Annotated in this window: 26 protein-coding genes and 1 tRNA gene; 17 read left to right on the top strand and 10 right to left on the bottom strand. The window is 60.7% G+C overall.

The window, feature by feature from the left end; all coding sequences use genetic code 11:
- Positions 1-11: 11 nt before the first annotated feature.
- The 5 genes from EEQ99_RS26540 to EEQ99_RS26520 all read right to left on the bottom strand — a co-directional run bounded on the left by EEQ99_RS26540 (position 12) and on the right by EEQ99_RS26520 (position 4,250).
- Positions 12-518 (bottom strand): YHS domain-containing (seleno)protein, encoded by a 507-nt coding sequence (locus tag EEQ99_RS26540; protein WP_088930330.1) that lies wholly within the window; start codon positions 516-518, stop codon positions 12-14.
- Positions 519-531: 13 nt separating this feature from the next.
- Positions 532-1,125 (bottom strand): ankyrin repeat domain-containing protein, encoded by a 594-nt coding sequence (locus EEQ99_RS26535; protein WP_127431339.1) that lies wholly within the window; start codon positions 1,123-1,125, stop codon positions 532-534.
- Between the two features lie 133 nt (positions 1,126-1,258).
- The gene (locus tag EEQ99_RS26530) at positions 1,259-2,038 is read right to left on the bottom strand and encodes a FadR/GntR family transcriptional regulator (RefSeq protein ID WP_025570473.1); all 780 of its coding nucleotides are present in this window, start codon (positions 2,036-2,038) and stop codon (positions 1,259-1,261) included.
- A 196-nt stretch (positions 2,039-2,234) separates the two neighbouring features.
- On the bottom strand, positions 2,235-3,221 hold the full coding sequence (locus tag EEQ99_RS26525; RefSeq protein WP_063474355.1) for a substrate-binding domain-containing protein: 987 nt from the start codon (positions 3,219-3,221) through the stop codon (positions 2,235-2,237).
- A 48-nt stretch (positions 3,222-3,269) separates the two neighbouring features.
- Entirely contained in the window at positions 3,270-4,250 is a 981-nt protein-coding gene (locus EEQ99_RS26520) for an NAD-dependent epimerase/dehydratase family protein (RefSeq protein ID WP_063474354.1), read from the bottom strand.
- Positions 4,251-4,493: 243 nt separating this feature from the next.
- Between EEQ99_RS26520 and EEQ99_RS26515 the strand changes: the two genes are divergently transcribed.
- Both EEQ99_RS26515 and EEQ99_RS26510 read left to right on the top strand, forming a co-directional pair.
- Positions 4,494-5,234, top strand: a complete 741-nt coding sequence (locus tag EEQ99_RS26515) for an ATP-binding cassette domain-containing protein (RefSeq protein ID WP_025570478.1) — start codon at positions 4,494-4,496, stop codon at positions 5,232-5,234.
- Positions 5,235-5,274: 40 nt separating this feature from the next.
- Positions 5,275-6,273, top strand: coding sequence for an ABC transporter permease (locus tag EEQ99_RS26510; protein WP_127431338.1), 999 nt, complete (start codon positions 5,275-5,277; stop codon positions 6,271-6,273).
- 187 nt (positions 6,274-6,460) lie between these two features.
- Here the strand turns inward: EEQ99_RS26510 and EEQ99_RS26505 are convergent, their stop codons facing one another.
- Positions 6,461-7,483, bottom strand: a complete 1,023-nt coding sequence (locus tag EEQ99_RS26505; RefSeq protein WP_127431337.1) for a DUF808 domain-containing protein — start codon at positions 7,481-7,483, stop codon at positions 6,461-6,463.
- 655 nt (positions 7,484-8,138) lie between these two features.
- Between EEQ99_RS26505 and EEQ99_RS26500 the strand changes: the two genes are divergently transcribed.
- The 14 genes from EEQ99_RS26500 (at position 8,139) to nuoG (ending at position 22,527) form a co-directional block, all read left to right on the top strand.
- Entirely contained in the window at positions 8,139-8,639 is a 501-nt protein-coding gene (locus tag EEQ99_RS26500) for an NADH-quinone oxidoreductase subunit J family protein (RefSeq protein WP_063474351.1), read from the top strand.
- Entirely contained in the window at positions 8,639-8,941 is a 303-nt protein-coding gene (gene nuoK, locus EEQ99_RS26495; RefSeq protein ID WP_026265523.1) for an NADH-quinone oxidoreductase subunit NuoK, read from the top strand. Before EEQ99_RS26500 ends, nuoK begins: the two co-directional genes overlap by 1 nt.
- A gap of 5 nt (positions 8,942-8,946) precedes the next feature.
- Positions 8,947-10,410 (top strand): monovalent cation/H+ antiporter subunit D family protein, encoded by a 1,464-nt coding sequence (locus tag EEQ99_RS26490; protein WP_063474350.1) that lies wholly within the window; start codon positions 8,947-8,949, stop codon positions 10,408-10,410.
- Complete coding sequence (locus EEQ99_RS26485; protein WP_063474349.1) at positions 10,407-10,661, top strand: hypothetical protein; 255 nt, start codon at positions 10,407-10,409, stop codon at positions 10,659-10,661. Before EEQ99_RS26490 ends, EEQ99_RS26485 begins: the two co-directional genes overlap by 4 nt.
- On the top strand, positions 10,654-12,414 hold the full coding sequence (locus EEQ99_RS26480) for a Na(+)/H(+) antiporter subunit D (RefSeq protein WP_063474348.1): 1,761 nt from the start codon (positions 10,654-10,656) through the stop codon (positions 12,412-12,414). Before EEQ99_RS26485 ends, EEQ99_RS26480 begins: the two co-directional genes overlap by 8 nt.
- An 8-nt stretch (positions 12,415-12,422) precedes the next feature.
- The gene (locus EEQ99_RS26475; RefSeq protein ID WP_127431336.1) at positions 12,423-13,898 is read left to right on the top strand and encodes an NADH-quinone oxidoreductase subunit M; all 1,476 of its coding nucleotides are present in this window, start codon (positions 12,423-12,425) and stop codon (positions 13,896-13,898) included.
- Positions 13,895-15,334 (top strand): NADH-quinone oxidoreductase subunit N, encoded by a 1,440-nt coding sequence (locus EEQ99_RS26470; protein ID WP_063474346.1) that lies wholly within the window; start codon positions 13,895-13,897, stop codon positions 15,332-15,334. Before EEQ99_RS26475 ends, EEQ99_RS26470 begins: the two co-directional genes overlap by 4 nt.
- 150 nt (positions 15,335-15,484) lie before the next feature.
- On the top strand, positions 15,485-15,850 hold the full coding sequence (locus tag EEQ99_RS26465; RefSeq protein ID WP_063474345.1) for an NADH-quinone oxidoreductase subunit A: 366 nt from the start codon (positions 15,485-15,487) through the stop codon (positions 15,848-15,850).
- Positions 15,838-16,341 carry a NuoB/complex I 20 kDa subunit family protein gene (locus EEQ99_RS26460; protein ID WP_063474344.1) on the top strand — a complete coding sequence of 168 codons (504 nt, stop codon included), beginning with the start codon at positions 15,838-15,840 and terminating at the stop codon, positions 16,339-16,341. The genes EEQ99_RS26465 and EEQ99_RS26460 overlap by 13 nt, the downstream gene beginning before the upstream one ends.
- A complete protein-coding gene (locus tag EEQ99_RS26455; RefSeq protein WP_063474343.1) occupies positions 16,338-16,874 on the top strand; it encodes an NADH-quinone oxidoreductase subunit C in 537 nt (178 codons plus the stop codon). The genes EEQ99_RS26460 and EEQ99_RS26455 overlap by 4 nt, the downstream gene beginning before the upstream one ends.
- A 29-nt stretch (positions 16,875-16,903) precedes the next feature.
- A complete protein-coding gene (nuoD, locus tag EEQ99_RS26450; protein WP_063474342.1) occupies positions 16,904-18,118 on the top strand; it encodes an NADH dehydrogenase (quinone) subunit D in 1,215 nt (404 codons plus the stop codon).
- 16 nt (positions 18,119-18,134) lie between these two features.
- A complete protein-coding gene (nuoE, locus tag EEQ99_RS26445) occupies positions 18,135-18,644 on the top strand; it encodes an NADH-quinone oxidoreductase subunit NuoE (protein ID WP_063474341.1) in 510 nt (169 codons plus the stop codon).
- Between the two features lie 4 nt (positions 18,645-18,648).
- A complete protein-coding gene (gene nuoF / locus EEQ99_RS26440; protein ID WP_063474340.1) occupies positions 18,649-19,914 on the top strand; it encodes an NADH-quinone oxidoreductase subunit NuoF in 1,266 nt (421 codons plus the stop codon).
- 33 nt (positions 19,915-19,947) lie between these two features.
- A complete protein-coding gene (gene nuoG / locus EEQ99_RS26435; RefSeq protein ID WP_127431364.1) occupies positions 19,948-22,527 on the top strand; it encodes an NADH-quinone oxidoreductase subunit NuoG in 2,580 nt (859 codons plus the stop codon).
- Positions 22,528-22,602: 75 nt separating this feature from the next.
- Here nuoG and EEQ99_RS26430 read toward each other — a convergent pair whose 3' ends face one another.
- From EEQ99_RS26430 to nuoH, 3 genes are read right to left on the bottom strand one after another with little or no spacing between them, the layout of a single operon-like run.
- Positions 22,603-23,043, bottom strand: a complete 441-nt coding sequence (locus EEQ99_RS26430) for a CBS domain-containing protein (protein WP_028756331.1) — start codon at positions 23,041-23,043, stop codon at positions 22,603-22,605.
- A 45-nt stretch (positions 23,044-23,088) separates the two neighbouring features.
- Positions 23,089-23,655 (bottom strand): NADH-quinone oxidoreductase subunit I, encoded by a 567-nt coding sequence (locus tag EEQ99_RS26425; protein ID WP_063474339.1) that lies wholly within the window; start codon positions 23,653-23,655, stop codon positions 23,089-23,091.
- 10 nt (positions 23,656-23,665) lie between these two features.
- Positions 23,666-24,667, bottom strand: coding sequence for an NADH-quinone oxidoreductase subunit NuoH (gene nuoH, locus EEQ99_RS26420; RefSeq protein ID WP_028759212.1), 1,002 nt, complete (start codon positions 24,665-24,667; stop codon positions 23,666-23,668).
- A 189-nt stretch (positions 24,668-24,856) separates the two neighbouring features.
- On the opposite strand from nuoH, the gene EEQ99_RS26415 reads away from it, so the two are divergent.
- The gene (locus EEQ99_RS26415) at positions 24,857-25,066 is read left to right on the top strand and encodes a hypothetical protein (protein WP_028759211.1); all 210 of its coding nucleotides are present in this window, start codon (positions 24,857-24,859) and stop codon (positions 25,064-25,066) included.
- Positions 25,067-25,073: 7 nt separating this feature from the next.
- Here EEQ99_RS26415 and EEQ99_RS26410 read toward each other — a convergent pair.
- A tRNA-Met gene (locus EEQ99_RS26410) sits at positions 25,074-25,150 on the bottom strand.
- Positions 25,151-25,199: the final 49 nt, after the last annotated feature.

Here is a 25,199-nt window from a genome sequence, read left to right as displayed (position 1 = left end):
TCCACCCGCGGTCAGTGATACTGATCCCGTTCGAGATCGGCTGCGACCTTCGGCCAGTTGCTGTCGGCTTTCGGGACTGCTTCAGCCACATGCGCGGCAAACCCCTCCGCCGATCCCTTGTCGTAGATCAGGTAAAGCTTGCCGTCGATGATCTTGAACGCCTCTGGATCGACATTTACCGTGACCGACCCGAGAGCCACCTCGCCCGCGCAGTAACCGCCATACTGAGGCGCATATTTGATCGGCTCGCTGATGAACATTTCGCGGTGTTTGGCATTGGCGAAAAGCCAAGGCGTCCCCAGCCATTCGTGGGAGAATTCCTCGGAGCCTTTCACGGCTTTGCCTTCGGTGAAATAGGCGACAGGATCGTATCCCATGATTGCCACGCCGCCGAAGTACCCCGTATTGACCGAGTCGTCGGCAAAAGCCTGCGATCCACCGGCGGCTGCCAAAGCCAGAAGGAACACCGCCACAGAGCGACCAATTCCTCGCGCACCGCTTCTGGTCCCTGCACACATCTGCGCCTCCTATTCAATCGTGGATTTCAATGCACTTGGCGTAACCTTCTTCGCCGAGGCGGCTGGCCGGTGGGCACGACGCGCCGTGCCGTTTGAACAATCGCACGATGTCCATGTTGCCCTTCCAGACCGCACGCGTGATCGGCGTGTAGCCGTGAACCTCTGCATGACCGACGTCAGCCCCCTCAGCGAGAAGAAACGCGGCGAGAGCGACGTGGTTTTCCTCACCGGCGACCATCAGCGGCGTTACACCCGCTTTGTTGGCCGCATCGTCGAGCGTCGCCCCGTGGTGAAGCAGCAGCTTGCTGATCGGCAAGCTGCCGGAAAAGGCCGCGGCATGAAGCGGCGTAAAGCCGCCCGAATTCCGAGCCATGACGTCAGCACCTTTGCCGATGAGCAATTCGGCGATGGCGAGCTGGTCTCCGAGCGCGGCGTTGATGAGAGGCGTCGCCAGATCGCGTGCCCGGCTGTTGACATCCGTACCCGCAGCCAAAACCTGTTCGACGGCGGCGGTGTTTCCGGTTGCGACTGCATCGAACAAGGGGCTCCCCGCAGCGGCCATTGTCGCTGTGAAAATCAACCCCACCGATGCAAGCAACCCGCGCATGGTTCAGCCCCCGAAGGTAGCCTGAGAAAATAGCACAAGCCGCAGGTTTTGGGTAGGCACCAAGCACCGTAGGAGCTTGAACGGCTCTGCATCAGGTTGCCGGCAAGGCGTCAGCCGGGCAGGATGCACACCTCTATCGCGACCAACGTGCTATGATCTGGTCGGTATTTGCCAGCGCCTTGCGAACGGCGTTGCGCGCCATGTTCGGTCGCTGCAATCGGATGTTTTTTTCAATATTTTCATGAAGCTTCAGTGCATAGCGCAAATTGTCTTCCTCTCGCGTGACGTGGGCGAAGAGGTGGTTCAACGCCGATTCGATCAGTACGCCGAGCGGCACCAGCAGATCATTTCCGGAGGCGCGTAGGATCGCGATATGAAATCGCGCATCGGATTCCGTTCGCTGCTGAAGCGATGTCGCCTGATCCATGTCATGCAGGGCCTGACTGATCGCATTCATTTGCTCCTCGGTTCGCCGCTCCGCAGCCAGTGCCGTCGCTTCCGGCTCGATCATATGCCTGAGTTCCTGCACAGCCCTCAGAAAGGCTTCACGATCGGGAGACGCGGCATACCAGCCCAAGACATCTCGATCCAGTAGGTTCCAACGCTCCTTGGGTTCGACCCAGCTGCCGATTTTCGGGCGAGAAGAAAGCAGGCCCTTGGCCATCAACATCTTGATCGCTTCGCGCACCGCCGATCGGCTGACTTCAAAGACTTCAGACCATTTTGCCTCATTTGGCAGGATCGTGCCCGGCGGATAGTCGCCGCGTACGATTCGCAGCCCAATCTCTCCCGCCAAAGACACATGAACGCTCGCCCCCGTCATGCGGGGAGCATTTGGGCGCCTTGTGGCCGAACGGTCAACCGTCACCACTTCGACCGGAGCCGCCGGCTTTCCCGATTTCTTGTCAGGCATTTATTTCTACTGCCTCAGCATCTTTCGATTGTCTGCATGTACTCTCAAAACAATCGTAATAACGAGGAAGTCGCCTGCGATTGACGCCGCCAAAAAGCGCGGAATCCGGGGCGCGTCAAGCCCTGCGGGCCTTTCGATCCGTCTCTCGTGGGGCAGTCGGCGGCACCCTTGAACCGAGTGCCGCCAAACCGCGGACCTACTTTTGAATGCAGGTATCGACTGTATCCTTGGTGCACTCGTCGAGCCCGGTGAAGACCGGATCTTCGACCGGCTTGCCGGCAATCAGATCCATCATCACCGAAGGCGCCTTGTAGCCCATCTCGAACGGCCGCTGGCCGACGAGCGCCGTCACCAGGCCTTCCCTCGCAATGGCAACCTCGTCGCCGATCGTGTCAGCCGCACCAATGACGAAATCGTTGCTGGCGATCTTGTCGGCCATCGGTTTGAACAGGTCGCGATAGGGCTGCGGCGCGCCGAACAATGGCCAGCCACCCATAATGCCGAATGCGTCCAGGTCGGGATTGGCCGCGAGGATATCGGTCATTGCCTGAACACCCTGGGCACCATTGTCATTGGTGAACACCGGGCAGCCGGCGACCTCCGTCCACCCGCCCTCGCCCTTCAGCGCGGTCAAGCCCTTCTCGCCAGTGAGCGTGTCGCGCATACCTTGCGCCCGGCGTAGAATATTGTCTGCTCCCGGATTGCCTTCGATCGTGCAGATCTTGCCGCCCTTCGGCTTAGCCTTCTTGATGTACTCGCCGATGCGTGCGCCCATCAGATAGTTGTCCGTGCCGAGATAGGTCTTGCGCAACGCTGCATCCTCGGCGGCAAGATCGGCATCGAGCGTCATCACCGGAACCGTTGGATTGGCGGTTTTCAGGGTCTGGGCGATGAGCTTTGCATTGGACGGCGAAATTGCGATTGCAGCCGTGTCTGCCTTGCCCAACATATCCTGAACGATCTGCGCTTCGCCGGCCTCATCGGATGTCGATGCCGGACCGGTGTAGAAGCATTCGTATTCCGCAGTCGGGTTCTCCTTGTTCCATTTCTGGCAACCCTGGTTGATTGCTTCGAAGAACGGATTGTCGAGGCCCTTGACGACGATGACCAGTTGCTTCTTCGCCAGGGCCTGCCCGGCGGTCAGTGCTAGAACTGCGGCTGTCAGTAGTAATGCCTTCCTCATAGTTTCCTCCCTTGAAACAGACGGGCACGACATGCCCGCCATACGAAATCAACCCGGATACCAGACGATGCGAGGCTCCTCCTTCGAACGCTCGTATTGCCATGCCGAGTCGATAAGCATTTCGAGATCGTAGTCCGGCCGCCAGTCCAGCAGGTATTTCGCCTTGCTGTTGTCCATCCAATTGGAATGGAAGCGGCTTGGTATCTCGACAGAGCCAAGATTGCGCGTGCGCTGGAGGTAGGCGGCGACGTCCGCATAGTCGACAGGGCGATCCATGCAGATATTGAAGAGTTGCCGCTCCGCCCGCGGGTTGTCGATCGCTGCCAATATGGCCGATACGAGGTCATCGACATGCACGAAATTGCGTTTCAGCGGTCGTCCGTCAGCATCAAGGAGCAGTGGCACCGTCCCCAGAGCAGCGTAGCGCCGTGCCGCGTCTTCCGGAACCAGCGTCTTCCAGTCCGGGCCACCAAAGACATCGTCGCCAAAAGACAGCGAATATTTGAAATCGTCCTTTTCCATGATCCAGGGCGCCCGCAGACAACAGCCATTGAGGCCGTACTGAATGCCGAACTGCTCCAGCATCACCTCTTCCAGAACCTTGGAAAGCGCATAGCTTCCCGGATAAGCACGATGGGGAGTATTCTCGGTGATCGGGCCATTGTGGCGATAGTGGAAATGTCCCACGCCCGCGTCACCCCCGATCAGGATGAACTGGCGTGCAGTGACGCTCGTGCGGAACTCTTCGAGCAGCCAAAACAGACCTTTGACCGTGACATCCATGATGTCTTCAGGCGTTTCCTTGCAGGTGGCGAGATGCACGACATGGGTAACGTCGTCGAGCGCCGCTGCCACGATGTCGCGATCGGCGATCGAGCCGCGGATGACTTCGACACGGTCGGTCTCATCGCACAGCCGATTATGGCAAAGCGCGCGAATACGGGCCTTGGAAAATCTCGGATCGTCAAGCAGCCCAGCAATGAAGCGCCGCCCGACCTTGCCCGTCGCACCGGTCACAAGGATCAGCATGCTCTCTCTCCCACCGATAGCTAATATTCACGCGCCGCTCTCGTCAAACGATATTTGTCTGACAAAACAGATTTTTGCGATAATAAGGCCAATACACCGGACAATAGTTGACGCTGCGGCAAGGTTTTGCGTAAATGTTCCTGATCGCTTTTCTGGGAGGACATTGGAAAAGCGAAGTCGCTGGAGCCTCGCGCCGAAGACACGCGACGGATAGCCTGCAAGTCTTGGGAGGCCAGAAGGCTGGTGGCGGTTCTTGAGCTCACCAATATTTCCAAACATTTCGGCGCCATCCAGGCTGTCAACGATATTTCGTTTTCGCTTGAAGCGGGGCAGGTTGTCGGCCTGATGGGCGACAACGGCGCCGGCAAGTCGACATTGGTGAAGATGATCGCCGGCAACTTTCGCCCGAGCCACGGAACCATGCGCCTCGACGGCGCCGATCTGGTGCTTCATCGGCCGAAGGAAGCACGCCAGCATGGCATCGAGATCGTTCACCAGGATCTGGCGCTCTGCAACAATCTGACGGCGGCAGCAAACGTATTCCTCGGACGAGAATTGCGCCGCGGCGTGGGGCCTTTTCGCATCCTCGACTACAAGAGCATGTACAAACGCTCCGGCGAGATATTTCGCGAGCTCAAATCCGAGACGCGGGCGCGCGATCTCGTCAAACAAATGTCGGGTGGCCAGCGACAGGCGGTGGCGATCGCCCGAACGATGTTGTCGGAAGCGAAAATCGTGTTGATGGACGAGCCGACGGCAGCCATTTCCGTGCGCCAAGTGGCTGAGGTTTTGAACCTGATCCGCCAATTGCGTGACCGGGGCATAGTCGTTGTCCTGATCAGCCACCGCATGCCCGACGTCTTTTCGGTCGCCGACCGCGTGATCGTGATGCGGCGGGGCAGAAAAGTGGCCGACAAGCAGATTGCCGCAAGTTCGCCGGAGGAAGTGACGGGATTGATCACCGGCGCCATCGAACAGGTGTGATCGATGCTATCCGCTGCAATAGGAAAAAAGAAGGTCGACGATGGCGATTACACTTGACCAGACGATCGGACAGAAGCAACGGAGTTGGCTGGCATCGGTCTTCAGCGGCCAGACCTTCTGGGTGCTCATTGCAGTCATTCTCGCCTGCATTTTTCTGTCGATGGCGACGGACTCCTTTGCGACCGCGAAGAACATCTACAACATCACCCGCAACGTCACTTTCGTTGCAATTATCGCGCTTGGTATGACGCTGGTCATCATCACCGGCGGCATCGATTTGTCCGTCGGCTCCGTGCTTTGCCTGTGCAGCATGGTGCTGGCGGTCGTCATGCACGCGGGATACAGCATTGAAGTCGGCATCGCCGCCTCGATCGGTACTGCTCTTGTGGTCGGAGCTTTCAACGGCGTATTGATTGCCTATCTCGGCTTCCCACCTTTCGTCGTCACGCTCGGCATGTTGTCTATTGCACGCAGCCTTGCAATGGTCGCATCCAACAACACCGTCGTTTTCCAGTTCGGGCCTGATCACGACAAGCTGCTGGCGCTGGGTGGCGGCGCTTGGCTTTTCGGCATCGCCAATCCGGTGCTTTACATGGTCGTGCTGGCCCTCATCACCGGTTTCGTGCTGCGCTGGACCAAGTTCGGCCGCTATGTCTTTGCCATCGGCGGCAATGAGCACGCGGCGACACTGACGGGCGTTCCAGTGCCGAGGATCAAGATTATCGTCTATATGATTTCCGCCCTGTCGGCAGGCGTTGCCGGCATCATTCAAACCGGCTGGCTCGGCGCCGTCACCACAAACATCGGCGCCGGAATGGAACTTCAAGTCATCGCGGCCGCGGTTATCGGCGGCGCCAATCTCGCCGGCGGTGTCGGCACCGCCTTCGGAGCCTTGGTCGGCGCCGCCCTCATCGAGATCATCCGCAACAGTCTCGGCTTGCTCGGCATCAACGCCTTCTGGCAGGGAAGCTTCATCGGCGGAGCAATCGTGCTCGCCGTCCTTTTCGACCGACTTCGCAACTTACGACAGGGCGAGTAGGCAAATTCGGTCTCCGCCCCGCTGGATATGACGCCTTAGAGCGCTTCAGCTTTTCACGGAAACGCACAACCGCCCTAACTTTTTGTTTTTACACAATTCCCAGCAAAAGCGCCTCGCGCTTTGTCTGGAATTGCTCGAGTGATGCCGTGCATTGTCGATCATCGCTGCCTGTCGGTGGCCGCCGCGTTCATTTTTTCCCATCCGCCAGTGCCTCATTCCGCCGGCGGCGCGGCAGGAGCGATTTGAGGTACCGCCACAGTGGCGAGATAGCGTAGCCAGCGACGGGAATTGTGATCAAGCCCGCGACAATACCGACGATGCCAGCTCCTGTAGCCTCGACGACCCAGCGCAGCACCGACGCCAGAACGGGAATGGCATGCGCGGTCGCCTCCCCGGCATCATGGATGAGATGCGCGAGGCCGCCGACACCATAGGTTTCGAGGCCGTGAACGATGATGCCGCCGCCGACCCAGATCATGGCGGCCGTTCCGATAATGCCGAGCACTTTCAGAAAATAGGGCATGCCGGTGACAAGCCCTTTTCCGATCGCGCGCAAGAAGGAACCCATCGGAGACGGCGTCTGTACACGCGCCAGCATCAGCCCCAGATCATCGGCCTTCACGATCAACGCCACGCCACCATAGACCATGACCGTTATACCCAGTCCGACGACCGCAAGAATGAAGGCCTGCGTGACTATGCTGCCTGACGGCAACGCACCGAGCGTAATCGCCATGATTTCGGCCGACAGGATGAAATCCGTCTTGATCGCACCCGCAACCTTCTCGTCTTCGAGCGATTGTGCATCGAGGCTCGTCGCCTCGAGTGCCGATTCATGGGTGTGCGCTGCATGCGGTAGCACGAGTGCGTAAACCTTTTCCACGCCCTCATAGCAGAGAAAAAGCCCGCCGATCATGAGCAGCGGTGTGATCGCCTGCGGTGCGACAAGGCTCAGGATAAGCGCCGCGGGAAGCAGGATCAAAAGCTTGTTCTTCAGCGAGCCGAGGGCGATCTTGCCGATGATCGGCAATTCGCGTGCTGCGGAAAATCCGGTGACGTAACGGGGTGTCACAGCCGCATCATCGATGACGACACCTGCCGCTTTCGTGCCGGCCTTGGCTGCCTGGCCGGCAATATCGTCAAGCGAGGCCGCAGCCACCTTGGCCAGTGCAGCGATATCATCAAAAAGGGCAATCAGGCCGATACTCATTCGAGCCTCCGTTGAGAAGACAGACTTAACACAGCGAAAAATGGAAAACCCGTCATCCAACGACTCGAAGCGAGACGTGGCATCTTCCACGCTGGGAAGATGCCACGCACAAATCGTGACGGCAACGGCCGTTATTCGGCCCGCATCGGGCTCGGCCCACCCTGATCCCGCGGAGGACGTGCCTGCCGGTCCCGGTGTCTGTTCCGGCAGTTCGATGACGCACCGGTTCGACGAAGGAGGACTTGCAGATACGCCAAAAGCCCGCACGAGGCGGGCTTTTTGTATCAGTGTGTATGGCGGTCTATGTGGGATTTGGTTGCGGGGGCCTGAAGCCACAGAGACTTGTAACTTCGGCGAAACAGCCGGTGTTATTTGGAAGAAATTTCCCACTACGCCGTAACAAAACGTCGGTACCGACCGGCTCAAGCCATTTGCCTATAGAACAATAAAATCGGTGCGGCGCTATCGAAAGCGCGCGCTTCGCAAGCGACCTTCGCCACATCCGGACCGACCCGGTCTTGCTCCGCCAATGACAATAATCTTGTGAAAAATCCAATATTAGGGCACAATTTGTGAACGCATCGGAAGTTGCGGCGCAATCTCAAATCCGGCCGTCTCGCGCCGGGTAGCGGTTCGCGTCGGAGGGTCGGCGTCGATGGATCCGGGGTTCTTTCTTCTGTTCGCTACGGTGTCCGTGATCACGGCCCTGACGGTGGTCTTGGCCCGGAATCCGGTGCACAGCGCATTGGCGCTGATGGCGTGTTTCCTCAACATCTCGGCAATCTTCGTTATGCTCGAGGCGCCGTTGCTCGCGGTGATCCAGATCTTCGTCTATGTCGGCGCGATCATGGTCCTGTTCCTGTTCGTGATCATGATGATCGATGTACGTGAAGCGGTGTTGCAGCGGTTCTTGCCGGGCCGCAACCTGCCAGCCATGGTGCTGCTCATCCTGCTCGGGATCGAGATGCTTGTGCTGGTGCTCTGGAGCGACCGCTTTTCGATCACAGAGCCCGCTGCCATGGGCGGCGGCGATCAGATCAGGCAGCTCGGCACGACACTTTTCGCCGACTATCTCCTGCCGTTTGAAGCTGCGTCCGTCATCCTTCTGGCCGCCCTGGTCGGCGCCATCGTGCTGGCGCGGAAGGAGCAGGGATGATGGTTCCGCTCTCGTGGTACATTCTACTCGGAGTGGTCCTGTTCGTGATCGGAGCAGCGGGCGTGCTGGTCAGGCGCAATATCCTGGTCGTGCTGATGTCGCTGGAACTGCTGCTCAACTCGGTCAACATCAATTTCATCGCTTTCGGGCGTTACTACGGCGATTTCCGCGGGCAGATCTTCGCGATCTTCGTCATCGCAATCACCGCGGCGGAAGTTGCCGTCGCCCTCGGTATCCTGGTCGCCCTCGTGAGGAACAAATCCACCCTCAAGGTCGACGAAGTGACCATGATGAAAGGATAGCGGCTTTGGACCCGGTGATATCGATCCGGCCGCTGCTTGCCGTCGCCATAGCAGGCCTGGCGGCCCTTGCCGTTCTCCTTCTGCACAACCGCGAGAAGCTCCGCGATATCGTCTCGCCGCTCGCTGCAATCGCCATGTTCGCGATTGTCGTCTCGATGGCGCCCACGGTGCTGGCGGGCGGGACGGTCGATTTGCGCCTGTTCGAGATTTTGCCGGGGATAGACTTCGCTTTCCGGGTAGATGCGCTCGGCATGGTATTCGCCACCGTCTCGTCGCTTTTGTGGATCGTGGCGGCGATCTATTCCATCGGCTACATGCGCCACTTGAACGAGCATGCGCAGACTAGGTTCTTCGCCTGCTTCGCCACCAGCCTCGCGGCGGCCGTCGGGGGCGCCTTTTCCGCCAATCTGTTCACGCTGGTGATCTTCTACGAGATGCTTAGCCTCGTGACCTATCCGCTTGTTTACCACCACGAGGATGAACAGGGATGGGCGGGCAGCCGCAAGTACCTCGTCTATTTGATGGGCGCGTCGAAAAGCCTGCTTCTCGCCGCGCTGGCGTTGACCTACCACATTGCGGGGTCGCTCGATTTTGTGGCGGGGGGGCTGCTCTCGCGGGTCGATGCCTCGGCCCCGATGCTGACGGTCGTCTATTTCTGCTATCTCTTCGGTTTTGCCAAGGCTGCGGTAATGCCGATGCACGCCTGGCTGCCTGCCGCGATGGTAGCGCCGACACCGGTCAGCGCGCTCCTGCATGCAGTGGCCGTGGTCAAGATGGGCGTGTTCTGCGTGCTGCGGGTAGTATTCCACGTTTTCGGCACGGGGCTGGTGGGCGGGCTGGGGCTGGGCATCGCCACGGCCTATCTGGTCTCCTTCACGATCCTGATGGCGTCCGTCTATGCCCTGACGCGGGACGACCTGAAGGCGAGGCTCGCCTATTCGACGGTCAGCCAGCTCTCCTACATCGTTCTGGGCGCGGTTCTGTTGTCGCCGGTCGCGATGGTCGGCGGCATCATCCACATTGCGGCTCATGCGTTCTCCAAGATCACCCTCTTCTTCTGCGCCGGCTCGATCTTTTGCGCGTCGGGAAAGCGGAATATTAGCGACATGGCCGGCATCGGCCGCAGGCTGCCTTGGACGATGGGTGCTTTTTTCGTCGCCTCGCTGAGCATGATCGGGGTGCCGCCGACCGCGGGCTTCGTCAGCAAGTGGTATCTGGCGCGGGGCTCGGTGGAGGCGGGCGAAATTGCGTTCCTGGTCGTGCTCCTTGCGAGCTCGGTCCTGAACGCAGCTTATTTCCTGCCTGTCAGCTATGTCGCTTTTTTCGGGACGGAAGCGCAGGAGAGCCCGGCCACGGTCCGTGAAATTCCGATGATGACGATCCCGCTGGTTGCGACCGCCATCTTGTCGGTGTCGATGGGCATCTTTCCCGGCTATTTCCTCGCCCTGGCGGAAGGAGTTGTCAGATGATCAAGCGTGTCGTCGACTTCTTTGGTGACGAGGAACATGCGAGCCAGCGCCGCCGGCTGTTCTATCTGGTGCTCGTTCTGATCGTCATCGCCGACTTTCTGGTCCACCGTGAACACGCCGAATACCTGTGGGACCGCCTGCCGGGCTGGTCGGCCGTCTACGGCTTCTTATCCTGCGTACTGCTGATTTTCGTTTCCAAGTTCCTCGGCCATCGGGCTGGGCTCATGCGGCGCGAGGACTATTATGACTGATTTCGTCCATCCCGCCCTGCTGTTCATTCTCGGCGCCCTGCCGATCCCTTTCCTGAACGGATCGATCCGCAAAGCCTATCTGCTGCTGATCCCGGCGCTGGCGATCCTCGCCGTGCTGACGATACAACCGGGAAGCTACGGCGCGACGCAGTTCATCGGGCAGGAAATCCTCATCGCCAAGGTCGACAAGCTGAGCATCGTCTTCGCCACCGTTTTCACCATCATGGCGCTGATCGGAACGGTCTATGCGCTGCACCTGCCTCGCCCCGGCCAGCATGTCGCTGCATTTGTCTACGTCGGCAGCGCCCTCGGCGTCGTGTTCGCCGGCGACTACCTGACGCTCTACCTGTTCTGGGAAGGCATGGCGTTTGCCTCTGCCTATCTGGTCTTCGCCCAAGGCGGCCGACAGGCGATCGCCGCCGGGTTCCGGTATCTCATGGTCCATATCACTGGCGGCGTCGTCCTACTGGGCGGCGTCATTCTCTCTGGGCTCTCGACTGGCTCGCTGCTCTTCGGCCCGATCGCAGGCGAGATGGGCGTCGGCGCTTACCTGATCCTTGCCGGGTTCATGCTCAACGCCGCTGTGCCGCCGCTCAACGCCTGGCTGACCGACGCTTACCCGGAGGCGACTGTCACCGGCGCGGTGTTCATGAGCGCCTTCACGACCAAGACCGCCGTCTATGTGCTGGCGCGGGCGTTTCCGGGAACTGAACTTCTCGTTTGGCTCGGCACCGCGATGGCGCTCTACGGTGTCGTCTACGCGGTGCTGGAGAACGACTGCCGGCGGCTGCTCGCCTATCACATCGTTAGCCAGGTGGGCTACATGGTCGCGGGCATTGGCATCGGAACCGAGATGGCAGTGAACGGGGCCACCAGTCATGCCTTCGCGCACATCCTCTACAAGGCGCTCCTCTTCATGGGAGCGGGAGCGGTGATCTACGTCACCGGCCGGCGCAAACTCACCGAGCTTGGCGGGCTCTACAGGACCATGCCGCTGACCGTGGCACTCTACATGATCGGCGCGTTCGCAATCTCAGCGTTTCCGTTCTTCTCCGGCTTCGTCACCAAGTCGATGGTGATTGCCGCCGCCGGACAGGATCACCGCGCTGTGATGGTGTTGGCACTGACGATGGCGTCGGCGGGGACATTCCTGCACACCGGACTGAAGTTGCCATACTACATGTTCTTTGGCACCGACCGTGGGCTGGAGGCGCGGGAGCCGCCCCGCAACATGCTGGTTGCGATGGGCATGGCGGCGGTGCTCTGCATCGCGATCGGGGTGTTCCCCCAGCCGCTTTACGCTCTTCTGCCCTATCCGGTGGACTTCGAACCTTACACCGGCGTCCATATCACCGAGAGCCTTGGCGTGCTGATGTTCACCGCCTTGGGTTTTGTCATATTCCTCAGGGCGCTCGACCCCGAGAATACGATCAGCATCGACACCGATTGGTTCTACCGCAAGGGCGCACGAGTCTTCATGTGGATCGCCGGAAAACCGCTGGCTCGCTACGAAAAGGCGGTGAGCGACGTGTCCGAGACGGCGGCGCTGCCCTTCCTGCATGGGGCGGCACGGGCGGGGCTGTGGATCGATCTCACCGCCGTGGACGCCGTCGTGAACGGCGTCGCCCGCTCGATCCAGCGTGGCGGCGGCGCGCTACGGCGGCTCCAGACCGGCGTCGTGACCCACTACGTGCTGGCGATGATCGTCGGTGTGATCGCAGCCACCGTCGTCTTCACCGTGGCGTCGCGGTAGGGGGGGCGATGGTATTCCCGCTACTCAGTCTCATCATATTCACGCCCGTCGCCGGGGCAGCGGTTCTGATGTTTCTGCGCAGCGACGATGCGGTGCGGTGGACCGCGCTGGCCGTCACCATCCTCGACCTCGCTCTCTGCATCGCCATGCTGGCGAGCTTTAACACCACGACCCACGAGATGCAGTTCACCGAGAGGCGCCTATGGGTGCCCGCGCTCGGGATCACCTATGCGCTTGGTATCGACGGGATAAGCGCGCTCTTCGTATTCCTGACAGCGCTGTTGGGCTCTATCTGCGTGCTCGCCTCGTGGGTCGCGATCGATCGCAAGCTGAAGGAGTTCATGGTCAGTCTGCTTACCATGCAGGCGCTGATGCTGGGGGTGTTCTGCGCGCTCGACCTGTTCCTGTTCTACGTCTTCTGGGAGGCGATGCTGATCCCGATGTACCTGATCATCGGCGTCTGGGGTGGCGAAGGCCGGGTCTATGCGGCGTTCAAGTTCTTCCTCTACACGCTGGCGGGCAGCCTCCTGTTCCTGATCGGTGTCATCGTGCTCTATTTCAACGGCGGCGAGACCTTCGACATCCTCGCGCTGACAGCGCAGGATTTGCCGTTCCCGGTCCAGTCCTGGCTGTTCTTCGCCTTCCTGATCGCCTTCGCCGTCAAAGTGCCGATGGTGCCGGTCCATACCTGGCTGCCGGACGCCCATGTGCAGGCGCCGACGGCAGGCAGCATCATCCTTGCAGGGGTGCTCCTGAAGATGGGCGCCTACGGGTTCCTGCGGTTCTCGCTGCCGATGCTGCCAGAGGCGTCGGTGTATTATTCGACGCTGATGCTTTCGCTTTCGGCGCTTGCGATCGTCTATGGCGGGTTGCTTGCGCTGGCGCAGGACGACCTGAAGAAGCTGGTGGCCTATTCCAGCATCAGCCACATGGGCTTCGTGACGCTGGGGATTTTTGCGCTGAACCTGCGCGGGCTCGAGGGCGGCATCCTGCAAATGTTCAATCATGGCGTAACGACCGGCGCGTTGTTCCTGTTCGTCGGCCTGATCTACGAGCGGACACATACGCGTAGCATTGCGGATTATGGCGGGCTGATGAAGGCGGCGCCGGTCTATACGGCGTTTCTGGCGCTGTTCACTCTGTCGTCAATGGCGCTGCCGGGGACGAATTCGTTCGTGGGCGAGCTGCTGGTGCTGTCGGGCGGTTTTGCGGCCAACCTGGCCGTCGGCGCGCCCGCCGTTTTTGGCGCGTTGTTGGGCGCGGCCTATCTGCTTGGCATGTACAGGAAAGTCGCGCTTGGCCCAGCCAGCGTCGGCGCCCGGTTCAAAATACGCGACGTGAACGCCCGTGAGATGGCTGCGATCGTGCCGCTGGCCGTCTTCGTAGTTTGGGTCGGGCTCTATCCAAAACCCTTTCTCAACATCATCGACGTCTCGGTGAAGCATCTGCTGGCTCAGGTGCATGATAAAGGGAGCGGCCAATGACTGCCGCAGCACTTTTCCAGTCGGCTCTCGCAAGCCTGCCCGAGATCGTGGTGATCACTGGAGCCTGCATCCTTTTGATCCTGGGACAGCTTGTGCGCAAGGGGCAGGAACATTTCCTTGTCTGGGCCTCCGTCGCGGCCGTGCTGATTGCCGCCTTGGCGACACTCATTCTTTCAAGCGAGGTGCGGCCGGCCTATACGGGCATGTTCATCGCCGATCGCTTCGCGGTCTTCTTCAAGTTTGTGTTCTACCTGGCTACCATCCTGACATTCCTCCTTTCGCGAAAATATGCGGATATCGAGGGGATCGGGAGCAGCGAATACTATGTCCTGCTGCTCTTTTCGCTGTCGGGAATGATGATCATGGCCTCGGCGACCGATCTCCTCTCGATCTATGTGGGCCTCGAACTGATGGTGCTCTGCACCTATGTGCTGACCGGCTTCCTGCGGCGAGAGCGGCGGTCGAACGAAGCGGCGCTGAAATACGTAATCCTTGGCGCGGTCTCGACCGGGATTTTCCTCTACGGCGTTTCGTTGATGTACGGGCTCACCGGCACGACGCAACTGGACGGGATGGCTGCGGCGGTCACCAGCGACCCGCTCGATCCGGGATTGCTGCTGGCGGTGGTCTTCATCGTCGCGGGGCTGGTCTTCAAGGTCGGCGCGGTGCCGTTCCATATGTGGGTGCCGGACGTCTATGAAGGCGCGCCGACGACGATCACCGCCTTCATGTCGGTCGGCCCTAAGGCGGCGGGGTTCGCAGTAATCCTGCGGGTGTTCCTCAACCCGCTGGTAGCAGCCTCGGACGTTTGGATCATCGTCGCGGTCATTGCCGTGGTGACGATGGCGCTCGGCAGTTTCGTGGCGCTGGTGCAGGATAATTTCAAGCGGCTCCTCGCTTATTCCAGCATCGCCCATGCCGGGTTCGCCCTTTTCGGCGTGGTGGCCGGCGGTGCCGACGGGATCGCCAGCGTGATGCTCTACCTGCTGATATACTCTTTGATGAATCTCGGCATTTTCGCCACCGTCATCATGATGCGGAACGGCAATTTCTCGGGCGAGGTTATCGAAGACTACTCGGGTTTCGCCAAGTCCCGTCCCGGGCTCGCGCTTCTGATGCTGCTCTATCTGTTCTCGCTCGCCGGCATTCCGCCGACGGCCGGGTTCTTCGCCAAGTTCTATGTGCTGGTCGCGCTCGTCGAGCGAGGTTTCGTCATGCTGGCGGTGATCGCGGTGCTGCTGAGCGCCGTCGCCGCCTACTTTTACATCCGCATCGTCATGGTGATCTACATGCGCGAGCCGGAAAGGACGTTCGACCCGGCGCTGACGCCCTCGGTGCGCGCCACGCTCGCCTTCACCGCCTTGGGCACCATCGGCATCGGCCTGTTTCCCGCGTGGTTTCTGAGGCTTGCTCAAAACTCGGTGTTTGGCGGCTGACCGATTGAATTTGCAATGATCTGCTCGACGGAATAAACTCGAAGCTCAAGAAAGGATTGCCCAAGTCGCTTCCCCGGGGCGACCGCATTACGGCCCTGAACAGGGGCGGCGGCCCGAGAAGAGCCTGCAGTGGGCAACCGGTGCAGTGATATGACTGCAATGGAATTCTTGCCGGTTCTTTTCATGGTCGCCGGAGTTGTTCTGGTGACAGGGGCGACGCTTTTTGTCTCCTCACTGCTGCGCCCATCCAATCCCTATCCCGAAAAGAACATGCCCTACGAATGCGGCATGGACCCAGCGGGCGACGCCGCCGGGGGCCGCTTCAGGGTGCAGTTCTTTGTTCTCGCGATCCTGTTGGTCGTCTTCGATGTCGAGACGATGTTCCTCTTTCCCTGGGCCGTTGTCCTGAAAGACATCGGGCTCGTCGGTTATGTCGAGATGTTCGTCTTCATAGTTCTGCTTCTTGTGGGCTTCGCCTACGCCTGGCTGAAGGGAGCACTGGAATGGGAGGCGTAAACAATGCGATCCGCGACAGCGTGCTGTTCACCACGGCCGAGAGCGTTATCAACTGGAGCCGAAAATCGGCGCTGTGGCCCGAGACCTTCGGAATTGCCTGCTGCGCCATCGAGATGATCTCGGCGGGGTGCGCCCGCTATGATCTCGACCGGTTCGGCGTGGTGTTCCGGCCTTCGCCGCGCCAGTCCGACGTGATGATCATCGCCGGCACCGTGACGCGGAAATTCGCTCCCGTCGTGCGCAGGCTCTATGACCAGATGCCGGAGCCGCGCTGGGTTATCGCCATGGGCACCTGCGCTATCTCGGGCGGGGTCTACAATACCTATGCCGTGGTGCAGGGAGCGGAGACCTTCGTGCCGGTGGACGTGCATGTGCCCGGCTGCCCGCCGCGGCCCGAGGCGCTGATGCATGGATTCCTGCTACTTCAGGAGAAGATCAAAAAATCCCGAGCACTGGCCGGGACTCCTCTGGGTCGGGTTGCAGCGTCATGAGTGTGGAGACGCCCCTCATCCGCACTACGATCACGGAGCGTTTCGGCGAGGCAATCGACGATCTTGGCTTCGCGCATGGTGTACATGCCTTCGCCGCTCCGCCTGACATGATCGTCGAGCTTTGCCGGTTTCTGAAGGAACACCCGGCGTTGCGGTTCAACTTCCTGTCGGACATCTGCGGGGTCGATCATTATCCTGAGATGCCACGCTACGAGACGGTGTACCACCTCTATTCGCTACCGAACAAATTGCGCGTTCGCATCAAATGCCGACTCGCCGATCCGCCACGGGTCCCGTCGGTGACGGGGATCTGGCGAACCGCCAATTGGCATGAGCGCGAAGCCTGGGATATGTACGGGATCAGGTTCGAGGGCCACCCCGATTTGCGCCGGATCTACATGTGGGAAGGGTTCGAGGGCTTCCCGCAGCGCAAGGATTTTCCGCTCCGTGGCTACAAGGACAAGCTGAACCCGTTTGGCGCCGAAGGCACGCCACCGACGCAGCCCGACCTCGCCACCAAGAACATTCCATAAGGGAGGCCGCTCCACGCCGGGAACTTAAAATGACCGAAGTCACCGAACTGATCGGGCAGCAAGGCGAAGCGTTCGACACCAAGGAGGTGCTTCTCAATCTCGGCCCCCAGCACCCCAGCACGCATGGGGTTCTTCGGCTCGTCCTGGAATTGGACGGCGAGTACGTCAAGCGCGTGGACCCACACATCGGCTACCTCCATCGCGGCACCGAAAAACTGGCGGAGAGCTTCACCTACACCCAGATTTTTCCGCTCACCGACCGGCTCGACTACCTCTGTCCACCGTCGAACAACCTCGCCTTCGCGCTGGCGGTGGAGAAACTCCTCGGCATAGAAGCACCGATCCGCGCACAATATATCCGCGTGATGATGGCCGAGCTGGCGCGGATCTCCGGCCATGTCTTGATCACCGGCGCGCTGCCGATGGACCTCGGCGCCATGACCGCCTTGCTTTACGCCATGCGGGAGCGCGAAATGATCATGGACCTCCTGGAAATGATCAGCGGTGCGCGCATGCACACGTCCTTCTGCAGGGTTGGCGGAGTGCGCGAGGACCTGCCTGACGGTTTCCTTCCCAAGATCAGGGAGTTCTGCGACATCTTCCCGAACCGGATCCGCGACTATGAGCGGTTGCTCGAAAACAACCGGGTGTTCCTGAAGCGCACGCAGGGGATCGGCGTGATCTCCGCCGAGGACGCCATCGATCTTGGCCTGAGCGGTCCGAACCTGCGCGCTTCGGGCGTCGACTGGGACATCCGTCGCGACGAGCCCTATGAGATCTATGACCGGCTCGACTTCAACGTCATCACGCGCGACGAGGGCGACTGCTACGCGCGCTGGCAATGTCGGGTCGAGGAAATGCGCGAGAGCGTCCGGATCATCGAGCAATGCCTCGACCAGATGCCCGAGGGGCCGTTCCAGATCGACATGCCAACAATCGCCTTCCCGGTGGACAAGGACAAGGTGCATTGCTCGATGGAAGCACTGATCCAGCATTTCGACCTGTCGGCCTATGGCTTCAAGGTGCCGAAGGGCGAGGTCTATTCGGCGATCGAGGCGCCAAAGGGCGAGCTTGGCTTCTATATCATCAGCGACGGGTCGCCAAAACCATTCCGCATGAAGGTGCGGGCACCCTCGTTCGTCAACCTTCAGGGACTGTTCGGGGTGACCAACGCCCGCTATCTGGCGGACATGATCGCCGTGCTCGGCAGTCTCGACCCAGTGATGGCGGAGGTGGACAAGTAGCGGGGATTTGAATGCAATGACCATGCGCGAAAAGATAAAAGAGGCAGCGGCGCGGTATCCCGACCAGCGCTCTGCGATCATGCCCGCGCTTCTGATCGCGCAGAGGGAGCATGGCCATCTGCCTGGTCAGGTGCTGGAAGAAGTCGCCGACATTCTCGGAGTCGAACGGATCTGGGTCTACGAGCTGGCGACCTTTTATACGCTCTTCCATACCGAGCCGGTGGGCATGTTCCATCTGCAACTCTGTGACAATGTTTCCTGCATGCTGTGCGGAGCCGAGGACCTGCTGAAGCATCTGGAAACGGCGCTGGCGATCAGGAAGGGCGACACCACGCCGGACGGACTGTTCACGCTTTCCTCCGTCGAGTGCCTCGGTGCCTGCGAGATGGCTCCGGTGATGCAGGTCGGCGACGATTACCATGGTGCCCTTGATGTCGCGCGGATAGATGCACTTTTGGACAACCTGCGGGCTACGACGGAACGGGTCGCGAGCATCGAGCCCTCTGCGCGACCGCAGGGAGAGTAGCGCCATGTTCGAGCCGGTTCTCCTCAAGAATGTCGCCGCGCCGGACAGTCACCTGCTGTCGACCTACGAGGCTGGCGGCGGCTACCAGGCACTGGCGAAGGCGCTGCGCGAATACACGCCTGACGAGGTCGTTAACCTCGTCAAACAGTCCAACCTGCGCGGTCGCGGCGGTGCCGGATTCCCGACGGGCATGAAATGGAGTTTCGTGCCGAAGCAGGTCGACAAGCCGAAATATCTTTGCTGCAACGCCGATGAGGGCGAGCCAGGCACCTTCAAGGACCGGATCATCATGGAGCGCGATCCGCATCAACTCATTGAGGGGCTGGCGGTAAGCGCCTATGCGATTGGGGCCAAAACCGCCTATGTCTACATCCGCGGAGAATATGTGACGGCGATCCGTCGCCTGGAGCAGGCGATCGCCGAGGCACACGAAAAGGGTTATCTGGGAACGGGCATTCTGGGCTCGAATTTCGATTTCGCCGTCCACATCCACTGCGGCGCAGGCGCCTATATCTGCGGCGAGGAGACTGCGATGCTCGAGTCGCTCGAGGGCAAGCGGGCGCAGCCGCGATTGAAGCCGCCGTTTCCGGCCGTGGCCGGGCTCTACGCCAGCCCGACTGTGATCAACAATGTCGAGACGCTGGCCTGCGTGCCGCATATCGTGGCGCGGGGCGCGGACTGGTTCCGCGGCATCGGCCCGGACAAGAGCCCCGGCCCGAAGCTCTACTGCCTCAGTGGGCAGGTGCGCAAACCCGGCCTCTACGAGTTGCCGATGGGCATACCACTACGCGAGCTGGTCGAGGAACATGCCGGCGGGGCCTTGCCGGGACGCAAGATCAAGGCGGTGATCCCGGGCGGGGTCTCAGCGCCGGTCATCCCTGAGCACGGGCTGGACGTGAGGATGGATTTTGACTCGCTGGCTGCCGCCGGCTCGATGCTCGGTTCGGCTGGCGTTATCGTGATCGACGATAGCACCTGCATGGTCAAGGTCGCCACCAGGATCATCGAGTTCTTCCACCATGAGTCCTGCGGCAAGTGCACGCCCTGCCGGGAAGGATTGAACTGGGTCGTGAAGGTCCTGCGCCGGGTTGAAGGCGGGGATGGCGCACCTGGCGATCTGGAGCAGCTGGAGATGCTCTGCAAGGGCATTTTCGGCAATACGTTTTGTGCGTTGGGTGACGGTGCAGCGATGGGATTGCGGGCAGCGCTCGCGCATTTCCGAGATGAATTCGTCGCCCATGTCGAGGAGCGGAGGTGCCCGTTTCACTGAAGGAGTGTGCTGGATCAGGGTTGTGAGGAAACCATGCTTAAAGTCACGATCGATGGACAAACGCTGGAAGTTGAGGCTGGCTCGACGGTGTTGCAGTCCGCCCTGCGTTTGGGCATCGACATCCCGACCTTCTGCTATATGAAGCGCCTGCCGGCGCTGGCCTCCTGCCGCATGTGTCTGGTGGAGATCGAGGGCCTGCGCCGGCTGCAGCCGTCCTGCGCCACTGCGGTTACCGATGGCATGGTCGTACGGACGAACACGCCTCTGATCGAGGAAACGCGCTCTTCCATGCTCGACATGCTGCTCGCCAACCACCCCCTCGACTGCCCGATCTGCGACAAGGGCGGCGAATGCGAGCTTCAGGACATGGTAATGGCCTACGGGCCCCGCGAAAGCCAATTCCGCGATGACAAACGTGTGTTCCACTCCGAGGACATTCGTGTGAGCCCGGTCATCATCATGAACGTCAACCGCTGCATCCAGTGCCAGCGCTGCGTCCGGATGTGTGAGGAGGTCGTCGGTGCGGTGGCGCTGGGCACCGTCGAAAAAGGCATGGATACCGCCGTCACCGGCTTCGAGGGCAGTCTGGCGAGTTGCGACCAGTGCGGCAATTGCGTCGAGGTCTGCCCGGTCGGCGCGCTGATGAGCTTCCCCTACCGCTACAAGGCGCGCCCCTGGGATCTCGTAGAGACCGACACGGTCTGCCCGCATTGTGGCACCGGTTGCCAGCTGACGGTGGGCACGCGCAAGGGCGAGTTCATGCGGGTGCGCTCGAAGTGGGACGAAGGTGTCAACCACGAAACTCTCTGCGTGCGAGGACGCTTCGGCCTCGATTTCGTTGCAAGCCGGGACCGGATCAAGCAGCCAATGATCCGTCAGGATGGCGCCCTGGTTCCGGTTTCCTGGGACGAAGCGGGGGACTATCTGCGCCGGCGACTGTTGGCCGTCGAGAGCAAGGCTGCCGGCGGGCTGGCCTCGCCTCGCCTGCCCAACGAGGTGCTTTATCAGTTCCAGAAGCTGATGCGAACAGTATTCCGGACCAACAACATTGATTGTTCGTCACGCTGGGCCGCGCCCTTCGATGCGCTCGGCCCGCTATTGGGAACTTTCTACAGCCGCACGCCCCTGGACGACGTAATCGGCAACGACTGCGTGCTTGTCGTCGGAGGCAATATAACCGAGGAGAACCCGGTCACCGAATACCTGCTGCGGGACAGCGCGCGGCGGCGGCAGACTGGATTGCTCATGCTATCGGCGCGGCCATCGCGTCTGGACGCCGATGCCAGGGAGGTGGTTCGTGTGCCTCCGGGCGGAGAAGCGGCAAGCCTTGCGGCGGTGGTGGCCGGTCTCGTGGCGGCAGCTGGTCAGGCCTTGCCGGGCGGCGCTTTTGCGGACATCGACGCGGCAATCGGCAGGCCGGCGGCGGGCGCCGGCAGTGACGGGCCGGATCGCCTGGCCGCCGCGCTCAAGGAAGGCCGCAGCGTCACCGTGCTTGTCAGCGTCGACCTTCTGAGATCACCCGAAGCGCGCGCGACGCTGCAGCAGCTCAACAACCTGCTGCACGTTCTCCGCCTGCTCGGCAAAGGCCCGGCGATGCAGTTTCTCTTCGACCGTGCCAACCAGATGGGCGCCTGGGACATGGGGGTCCTGCCGGCGGCTCTGCCGGGGCTGCGGGCGGTCGCCGATGACGCGGCGCGCGCAACTCTTGCACGAAACTGGGGCGCCGAAATCCCGTCTGAACCCGGCGCGGATCTCGACGCCATGCTGGAGCTCTGCGTCGGTGGGCGGATGGGCGCGCTCTACATCGTCGGAACCGACCCCCTGGTCGCCTATCCCGACCGGGACTTTGTGACGCGGGCGCTTGGCGCCGCCGATCTCCTGATCGTGCAGGACGCGTTCCTCACGGATACGGCGGGCATGGCCGAGGTCGTCTTGCCCGCGGCGGGCTACGGCGAGGAATCCGGAACGTTCACCAACAACGAGGGTCGGATCCAGAATGTTCGCAAATTCCGTGAGCCCGTTTTCGAGGCGCGAGGCAATCTGGCGATTGTCGACTTCGTCGCGGCGCTACGCAACCAGGCGCTGCGGCCATCGACGCAAGCCGAAATTTTCGACGAGATTGCCCGGCTGGTTCCGGCCTATGAGGGGTTGACCCAGATCGGGCTTGGCGCCGACGGCGCTTTCACCAAGGCGGTGCCAACACTACCGGCTGGCATGCTCCCTGCGCCGCCGCCCGTCCCGACAGCAGCCGACCGGCTCATGCTGATCACCGGCGACTGCCTGTTCCACAACGGATATCTTTCCGAACGGTCGGACATCCTGAACACGGTCGCCAACGATCCCTATGTCGCGATGAGCGCGCAGGATACCGCGGAGCTTGGCCTTTCGGATGGCGATCAGGTAATCGTGCGTTCCGGCCAGGGCGAACTGACGGCGCAGCTCAAGGTCGACAGGCGGTTTCCCAAGGGCCTCGTCTTCGTTCCGGAAAACTATAGAGCCTTGCGTCTCAACAGCCTGCTGCGGCGTGGCGAATATCCATGCGCGGTGGAAGTCCAGAAGGCGCATGCCACTCTTGAGGTCGACCGCCCAGGCCGGATCTGGCGTGGGGTCTGAAGATTTGGGGTCGGGGCACCGCAAGGCTCCGCGGCAAGCTGCCCGCCCCAGCGTCTTCACATCGAGTTGGCGACGTCAGTGATACCTGGTCCCGCATATGTAATCCTGCAGATCCTGCTCTGTACGCTGCGCTTCGTCGAGCCTGTGTTTAACCACGTCGCCGATGCTGACCACGCCGACAACGTCGCCTCCATCCGTGACCAGCACATGGCGCGTACGCCGCTGGGTCATGATCCCCATCGCGACGGGCAGCAAATCCTGTGTCGAACACGTCGCCACATTGCGGTTCATGATGTCCGTGACCCGCTTTGCCGCCGCCTCGGCCCCGTATTCCGCCACCGCATTACAGCAGTCCCGCTCCGACAGCGTACCGAGGTATTTGCCGTTCGATCGCCTGACGACGACGAAGCCGATATTGTTGTCTCGAAACAGCCGCAGTACCTCCACCATCGTCTGATCGGGAGCAACTGCGATGACACCGACACCCTTGTTTTTCATGATTTCACCGACAAACATCTGAGCCTCCTTTCCGAGCGCTTCGGTTTGACAGCTGGCGCGCGTTCACGTTCGCCGGATATTCCACCACCAGTTGTAGCCCTGCGTCTCTTTCGTCTCGACAAGTACGTCCTTCTTCGTATTCAGGCGCGCGGCAACCACGCCGCCGCCGGTTGCCGCCTTACCCGGCTTGGCGAGCAGGTCGTCGCGCCCGATCACCAGGTCACGCGAGGAAAAACTCGAAAATTCATACTGCTGGCCAAGCGCGATCGCATCCGCCGGACAGGCGTCCTCGCACAGCCCGCAGAACAGGCAGCGGGCCGTGTCGATCTCGAATTTGGCCGGGTGCCGCTTGCCCTTCTCGTCCTCGTAGGGGACGACTTCGATACAGTCGCAGGGACAGATCCGCGCGCAGAGTTCGCAGGCCACGCACTTGATCTCGCCCTCTTCATCACGCGTCAGGAAGTGATGCCCGCGATAGCGGGAGTAGGGCAGCCACTTTTCCTTGTCCGGATACTGCATGGTCACGGATCTGGAGAACATGTAGCCGAAGGTCAGAGCCAAGGCGCTCGCCAGATCGGCAAAGAACGCCCAACCAATCCATGTTCCAACTCTGTCCTGCGCGCGCGACATCGCCGCCTCGCTACGGAGCCGCTACGACCCCTAAAAGTACACCGGTTATAATTATGTTCGCCATTGAAAGAGGAAGCAAGACTTTCCATCCGATCGCCATCAGTTGGTCGTAGCGGTAGCGAGGGAAAGTGAAGCGGAACCAGATAAACACATAGACGAAGAACGCGACCTTGATGACAAACCACAGGAGCGGTGGCAAGGGAATCAGAACTCCGTTCCAACCGCCGAAGAACAGGATCACCACCAGGACCGACACAAGCAATACGATGGCATATTCGCTAACCATGAAGAAGGCAAAGCGGATACCGCTGTATTCGGTATGGAACCCCGCCCCTAGATCGCCTTCCGCTTCCGCCAGGTCGAAGGGAATGCGCTGCGCTTCGGCCAATCCGGCGACGAAGAACACGAAGAATCCGACCGGTTGGTAGACGATGTTCCAGACATCGGCCTGCGCCCGCACGATCTCGAGAAGGCTCATGGATTGCGCCAGCGTGACCACGCCGATGACCGCGAACCCCATAGGGATTTCGTAGCTGATCATCTGCGCGCAGGTTCTGAGGCTGCCCAAGACAGCGTATTTGCTGTTGGAGGCCCAGCCGCCGAAGATGACGCCATAAACTTCGATCCCGATCACCGAGAAAACGAAAAGGAGCGCCACATTCATGTTGGAGACGTAGAGCGTGATCTCGTGGCCGAGGATCGAGACAGTTTCGCCGAAGGGGATCGCGACGAACACCACAAAGGGCGGGGCGAGCGCCAGGATTGGCGCCAGTTTGAACAGGAACCGGTCGGCCTCGGCCGGGATGTGATCCTCTTTGGTCAGGAGCTTGATTCCGTCCGCCACCGGCTGCAACAGCCCGTGCCATCCCACGCGCATCGGCCCCATCCGCTGCTGCATGTGCCCAGCGATCTTGCGTTCCAGCCAGGTTAGCGGCAAGGGTAGCAACAGCAGGATCGCAATCAGGAACGCGACCTTCAAGACGATCAGGCCAAGGGCGACGATAAGTTCCATGATCCCGGCTACTTATTCATCGGGTTGAAGCGCGCCCGGACTTTGGCTCCGGCTATACAATGAGCACTGCGCGCACTTGTCAGACTGCATGGTACAACGGCGACGCACCTCATACAATGCCGTCGCAGTTATGTCGCCGCTGGCTATGATGTGTCCGGGCTCAGGACGTTTTGAGACGAGTGGTTCGCTGTGCAAGATGAAAGCTTCGCGTTTCCGCCGGTTGCACTGCACCATCTTGCGTATCAAAAACCGCCGAGGCTCTCATCGCTGCCGGATGAAAGTTCCGTGGCAGGTCAACTGGCGTCCGGGGAGCTGAACACCCAGCAGAAACGCAAAAAGCTCCTCGACCGCTATGGCGAGGAGCTCAAGGGCAAATACCCTGAATGGGCAAATTTGTAAGTATCGTTGGTTGCGGGGGCAGGATTTGAACCTGCGGCCTTCAGGTTATGAGCCTGACGAGCTACCGGGCTGCTCCACCCCGCGAGATATAATTTAACACAAAAGGCCGCTTTATGGGCGGCCCTTTTGTCTC

Source organism: Rhizobium anhuiense, from assembly GCF_003985145.1.
GTDB lineage: Bacteria > Pseudomonadota > Alphaproteobacteria > Rhizobiales > Rhizobiaceae > Rhizobium > Rhizobium anhuiense.
The sequence above is the reverse complement of the archived record's forward strand: the minus strand, read 5'-3'. Positions and strand labels throughout refer to the sequence as shown.